2 protein-coding genes are annotated in these 6,558 nt (G+C 78.8%); both read right to left on the bottom strand.

Features of this window, described 5'->3' with window-relative positions:
- Positions 1-4,538 (bottom strand): type I polyketide synthase (locus tag ACWGSR_RS37340; protein ID WP_453573825.1); only part of this gene is annotated, 4,538 nt, incomplete at its 3' end.
- Positions 4,539-4,625: 87 nt separating this feature from the next.
- A partial coding sequence (locus tag ACWGSR_RS37345) for a beta-ketoacyl reductase (protein WP_453573828.1) occupies positions 4,626-6,558 on the bottom strand: 1,933 nt, incomplete at its 5' end.

The following is a 6,558-nucleotide window of genomic DNA, read 5'->3' on the forward strand; positions in this document are numbered from 1 at the left end:
CGCGGGTCGCGCGGCCGGGCGCCCGCCGGGGCGCCGCCGTCGGCGGCCGGGGCGTGGCCGGGCCCCGGGGCCGGGGCGGCGAGGGCGGAGACGAGCGGGCTGGGGCGGCGGGAGGTGAACCCGAGGGCGAACCGCTCCCAGTCGGTGTCGGTGACGGTGACCTGGGCCTCGCCCGCGGCGACGGCGCGGAACAGCTCGGTGAGGGCGGCCTGCGGATCCATGGGCCGCACGCCCCTGCGGAGCAGGTACGCGGCGCCCGCGCCGTCGCCCATGCCGCCGCCGCCCCACAGGCCCCAGGCCACGGAGGTGGCGGGCAGGCCGTCGGCGCGGCGCCGCTCGGCGAGCGCGTCGAGCGCGGCGTTCGCGGCGGCGTAGGCGCACTGCCCGGCGCTGCCCCAGACGCCCGCGCCGGAGGAGTACAGGACGAACGCGTCGAGGCCGAGGTCCCGGGTGAGCTCGTCGAGGTGCAGGGCGCCGGCGACCTTCCCGGCGTACACCTCGGCGACGCGTTCGGGGCCGGTCTCGGTGAGCGGGCCGACCTGCGGCACGCCCGCGGCGTGGAAGACGGCGGTGAGCGGGGCGTCGGAGGGGATCCGGCCGAGGAGTTCGGCGAGCGCGTCCCGGTCGGCGACGTCGCAGGCGGCGAAGGTGGCCTTGGCGCCGAGGGCGAGCAGGTCGGCCTCAAGCTCGGCCGCGCCGGGGGCGCCGGATCCGCGCCGGGTGACGAGCAGCAGGTGCTCGGCGCCCTCGCGGGCGAGCCGACGGGCCAGGTGGCCGCCGAGGGCGCCGGTGCCGCCGGTGATCAGGACGGTGCCACGGGAGCGGTACGGGGCGGGGACGCGCGGCGCGGGGGCGGCGACGAGCCGGCGGCCGAGGATGCGGGGGCCGCGGACGGCCACCTGGTCCTCGGGACCGCCGAGGACCCCGACGAGCAGCCGCCAGGCGTCGTCCTCGTCGGCCTCGCTGGCCGGGCCGGTGCCGGTGCCGGTGCCGGTCACGGTGGCGGTGGCGGTGGCGGTTTCGGTCCCGCCCTCGGCCCCGGTCCCCGTCCCGGTTTCGGCTCCGATTCCGGTTTCGTTTCCGCCCCCGGTTCCGTTCTCGTGTCCGGGCAGGTCGACCAGTCCGCCCCACAGCGCGGGGAGTTCGAGCGCGGCGACGCGTCCGAGGCCCCAGAGCTGGGCGCCCGCCGACCTCGGCCGCTCGCCGGGGGCCGTGGTCACGGCTCCCCGGGTCGCGCACCAGAGGCGGGCGGTCATGGACGTCTCCTCCATCGCCTGGGCGAGGGCCAGGGTGGCCAGGACGGCGGCCGGGACCAGGCCGGTGCCGGGCCGCTTCCGATCCTCCGCGCCCAGCAGGGAGAGGACCCCTTCGACAGGGGCGACCGTGTCACCTCGGGCCCCGTCGAGCAGCGCGGCGAGGGCGGCCCGGTCGGTCCGTTCCGGGTCGACCGGGAGGCGCCGGACCTGGGCGCCCCGGGCGCGCAGGGCCCGTTCGGCGCGGTCGGCGGTGGCGGGGTCGGCGCCGGTCCCGGCGGGCTCGACAAGGAGCCAGGTGCCGGTCAGGGGGGTGCCGTCGGGGGCGGGCAGCGGGGTCCAGGCGACGTGGTGGCGGCGGGGTCCGCCGGCCGGGCCGCCGCGTCCGCCGCGCGGGGTGGGGGCGATCCAGTACCGGCGGTGCTGCCAGGCGTACACGGGCAGCGGGAACGGGCGGGCGGGGGCGGCGGGGAAGAGCCGCCCCCGGTCGAGGGAGGTGCCCCGGCTCGCGGCGGTGGCCACCGCCCGCAGCAGGGTGGCGGCCTCGGGGCGGCCCCGGCGCAGTACGGGGACCAGGGCGGCCGGTTCCGTGCCGGGGCCGTCCGCGGACAGCACCTCCTGGGCCATGCCGCAGAGGACGCCGTCGGGGCCGAGTTCGACGAAGGTGGCCGTGCCCAGGTCGCGGGCGGTGCGCACGCCGTCGGCGAAGCGGACCGCCGCGCGGACGTGTCGGGCCCAGTAGGCGCCGGTGCGCAGGTCGTCGCCGGTGGCCCGGCGGCCGGTGACGTTGGAGACGACGGGGATGCGGGGCGCCCGGTACGCGAGCCCGTCGGCCACGGCCCGGAACTCCTCCAGCATGGGGTCCATGAGCGGGGAGTGGAAGGCGTGGCTGACCGTCAGGCGCTTGGTCTTGCGGCCCCGTTCGGCGAGCAGCTCCGCCGCCCGTGCCACGGCCTCCCCGGTCCCGGAGAGGACCACGGACCGGGGGCCGTTGACGGCGGCGACGGCGAGGACGTCCTCGCGGCCGGCCAGGATCTCGCGGACCTCGTCCTCGGAGGCCCGTACGGACAGCATCGCGCCGCCGGCCGGGAGGGCCTGCATCAGCCGGCCCCGGGCGGCGACGAGCGCGCAGGCGTCGTCGAGGTCGAGGACGCCGGCCGCGTGGGCGGCGGCGATCTCGCCCACGGAGTGGCCGAGGAGGACGTCGGGGCGCACGCCCCAGTGTTCGAGGAGCCGGAAGAGGGCGGTCTCGACGGCGAAGAGGGCGGCCTGGGCGTACTGGGTGCGGTGCAGCAGGGCTTCGTCCGGGCTGCCGGGGGCGGCGTCGAGGACGGCGGCGAGCGGGCGGTCGAGGTGCGGGTCGAGGCGTTCGGCGACGGCGTCCAGGGCGCGGGCGAACACCGGGTGGGCGGCGTACAGTTCGCGGGCCATGCCGGGGCGCTGGCTGCCCTGCCCCGTGAAGAGGAAGGCGGTCCTGGCCTCGCGGCGGCGCACTCCGGTGACGACGGCGGGCGAGGGGGCGCCGTCGGCGAGGGTGCCGAGGGCGCGGGTGAGCTCCTCGTACGAGCCGCCGAGGACGACGGCCCGGTGCTCGAAGGCGGTGCGGGTGGTGGCCAGGGCGTGGCCGACGGCCTCGGCGGTGGCACCGGCGCCGGCCGGTCCGGCGAGGTGGTCGCGCAGCCGGCCGGCCTGGGCGCGGAGGGCCTCGGCGGAACGGCCGGAGAGGAACCAGGCGGTCGGGGGCTCCGGAGCCGGGCGGTCCTCGGCGACGGCCAACTCCGGGACCGGACCGCCCTCGACGACGGCACCGGCTACCGCGCGGGGGAACGTGACGGCGACCGCGTCGGCGACCACGCCGGGGGACGCGTCGGGGGCCGTGACAGTGACCGCGCCGGAGGCATCGGCCTCCTCCACGATCACATGGGCGTTCGTACCGCCCACGCCGAAGGCGGAGATCCCGGCGCGGCGCGGGCGCGGGCCCGCCGGCCAGGGCACGGGCTCGGTCAGCAGCCGCACCCGGCCCGAGGACCAGTCGGCGTGCGGGGTGGGGGTGTCGGCGTGCAGGGTCCTGGGCAGCAGGCCGTGGCGCAGGGCCTGGACGGTCTTGATGACGCCGCCGACCCCGGCGGCGGCCTGCGCGTGGCCGATGTTCGACTTGAGGGAGCCGAGCCACAGGGGCCGGTCCTCCTCGCGGCCCCGGCCGTAGACGTCGAGCAGGGCCTGCGCCTCGATGGGGTCGCCGAGGCGGGTGCCGGTGCCGTGCGCCTCGACGGCGTCGACGGCCTGCGGTTCGAGCTCCGCGTCGGCGAGGGCCGCGCGGATGACCCGCTGCTGGGAGGGGCCGTTGGGGGCGGTGAGGCCGTTGCTGGCGCCGTCCTGGTTGACGGCGGAGCCCCGGATGACGGCGAGGACGGTACGGCCCGCCCGGCGCGCGTCGGAGAGCCTCTCCAGGACGAGCACGCCCGCGCCCTCGGCCCAGCCGGTGCCGTCCGCGTCGGCGGAGAAGGCCTTGCAGCGGCCGTCCGCCGCGAGGCCCTTCTGCCGGGAGAACTCGACGAACGCGGCGGCGTCGGGCATGACGGCCGCGCCGCCCGCGAGCGCCAGGCCGCACTCGCCGCGCCGCAGCGCGGCGACGGCCAGGTGCAGGGCGACCAGTGAGGAGGAGCAGGCCGTCTCCACCGTCATGGCCGGGCCCTCCAGACCGAGGGCGTAGCTGATCCGGCCGGAGAGCACCGCGTCGGCGCTGCCGGTCAGGAGGTAGCCCTCGGAGCCGGCCGGAACCCGGTCCAGGTCGGTGGCGTACTCGGCGTGGGCGGCGCCGATGTAGACGCCCGTGCCGGTCCCGCGCAGGGTGCGCGGGTCGAGGCCGGTGCGCTCCAGGGCCTCCCAGGAGACCTCCAGGAGCAGCCGCTGCTGCGGGTCCATGACGACGGCCTCGCGCGGCGAGATCCCGAAGAACGCGGCGTCGAAGTCGCCCGCGCCGTCGAGGAACCCGCCTCGGTCGCAGTACGTGGTGCCCTGCGACTCGGGGTCCGGGTCGTAGAGCCCGTCGAGGTCCCAGCCCCGGTCCTGCGGGAAGGGCGCGACGGCGTCCGTCCCGGAGGCGACCAGCTCCCACAGGGCCTCGGGCGAGTCGACCCCGCCCGGGTACCGGCAGGCCATGCCGACGACGGCGACGGGCTCGTGGGCGGCCGAGATCAGCTCCCGGTTGCGCCGGCGCAGCCGCTCGGTCTCCTTCAGTGAGGTCCGTAGCGCCTCCATGAGCTTTTCGGAGGACATGGCCATCGGTGGGGTCCCTCTCTGGACGGTCGGGCGGAGCGGCGGACGGTCGGGCTGGGGCGGCGGCCCCGCGGCCGCCGCCCGGGTCACGGGTCAGGCCGCGTCGCGCAGCGCCAGCTCGATCAGCGCGTCCCCGTCGAGTTCGTCGAGCTCGTCGAGGGCGGCGATCTCGTCGAGGTCGCCGATCGCGCCTGCGGCGTCGAGCCGGTCCGTCCCATCGAACCCGCCCGCGCCTGAGAACCGCTCGGGCGCCGCCGGGCCGGGCCCGTCGGAGGCCAGGGCGAGCAGGGTGTCCAGCAGTCCCGCCTCGCGCAGCACGTCCAGCGGGAGGGTGGCGAGGGCGGCCCTGATCCGCCGCTCCTCGGGGGTGCCGGTGTCCGCCCCGTCGGCCGGGCGGAGGAGTTCGGCCAGGTGGGCGGCCATGGCGGCGGCCGTGGGGTGGTCGAAGACCAGGGTGGGGGGCAGCTTGCGGCCGCAGGCGCGGCTGAGCCGGCCCGCCAGCTCGCCCGCCGTGAGGGAGCTGAACCCGAGGTCCTTGAAGGCCTCCTCGGGGTCGACGTCCTCGGGCCCGGCGTGGCCGAGCACGGCCGCGACGCCGCCGCGCACCTCGTCGAGCACGATCCCGTACCGCTCGGCGGGATCGGCGGCGGCGAGCCGGGCGGGCAGCCCGTCCGGGTCCGCCCCGTCGGCCTCTCCGCCGGGCGCCCCGGCGGTCCCGTCGCCGCCGGCCCCGCTCACGCCGGGCAGTTCGCCGATCAGCGGGCTGGGCCGGAAGGTCGTGAACCCCTTGGCGAAGAGCGGCCAGTCCATGTCGGCGAGCGCGACGCAGCCGTCCTCGCGGTCCAGGGCCCGCGCCAGGGCCGCCACGGCCCGTACGGGGTCCATGGCGCGCAGGCCCCGGCTGCTGAGGAACTCCTCGCCCGCGCCCTCGCCCATGCCGCCGCCGCCCCACAGGCCCCAGGCCACGGAGGTGGCGGGCAGGCCCTCGGCGCGGCGCCGCTCGGCGAGCGCGTCGAGCGCGGCGTTCGCGGCGCCGTAGGCGCTCTGGCCGCCGCTGCCCCAGACGCCCGCGCCGGAGGAGTACAGGACGAACGCGTCGAGTTCGCGGGCGCGCGTCAGCTCGTGCAGGTGCAGGGCGCCGGCGACCTTGCCCGCGTACACCTCGGCGAGGGAGCCGGCGTCGGTGTCGAGGAAGGCGGCCGAGTGCGGGACGCCCGCGGTGTGGAAGACGGCGGTGGGCGGGTGGGCCTCCAGGAGGGCGGCCAGGGCGTCGCGGTCGGAGACGTCGCAGGCGGCGACGGTCACCTCGGCGCCCAGGGCGCGCAGTTCCCCGGCCAGTTCGGCGGCGCCCGGCGCGTCCGGGCCCCGGCGGCCGGTGAGCACCAGGTGCCCGGCACCGGCCCCGGCGAGCCAGCGGGCGACGTGGGCGCCGAGGGCGCCGGTGCCGCCGGTCACCAGGACGGTGCCGCGGGGGGCGTAGGCGCGGCGGGCGGGGGTGCCGCCGGCCGGGGCGAGGCGGCGGCCGTAGGAGCCGGAGGCGCGGACGGCGACCTGGTCCTCGTCGGCGGTGCCCGCCAGGGCGGCGGCCAGCTGCTGCCAGGCGCGCTCGTCCGGGTCCTCGGGCAGATCCACCAGACCGCCCCACAGCGTGGGGTGCTCCAGGGCGATGCCGCGGCCGAGCCCCCAGACCTGGGCGCCCTCGGAACCGGGCCGCTCGGCGGGCGAGACGGCGACGGCGCCGCGGGTCGCGGCCCACAGCCGCGCGGTGAGGCCGGCGTCGGCCGCCGCCTGCGCGAGGAGGGTGGTCCCGAGCACGGCGAGGGCCAGCTCGGGGTGGTCGGGGTGCGGACGCCCGTCGGTCCCGAGCAGGGAGAGGACGCCCGTGAAGGGTCCGCCGCTTCCCTCACCGGTCTCGTACGCGGTGAGCCGCGCGGCCAGGTCCTCGCGGGTGGCGGTGTGCGCGTCGAGGGTCAGGCGCTCGGTGCGGGCGCCGTGCCGGACGAGCGCGGCCTCGGCCGCGTCGGCG

It is taken from the genome of Streptomyces sp. NPDC055632, assembly GCF_053618675.1.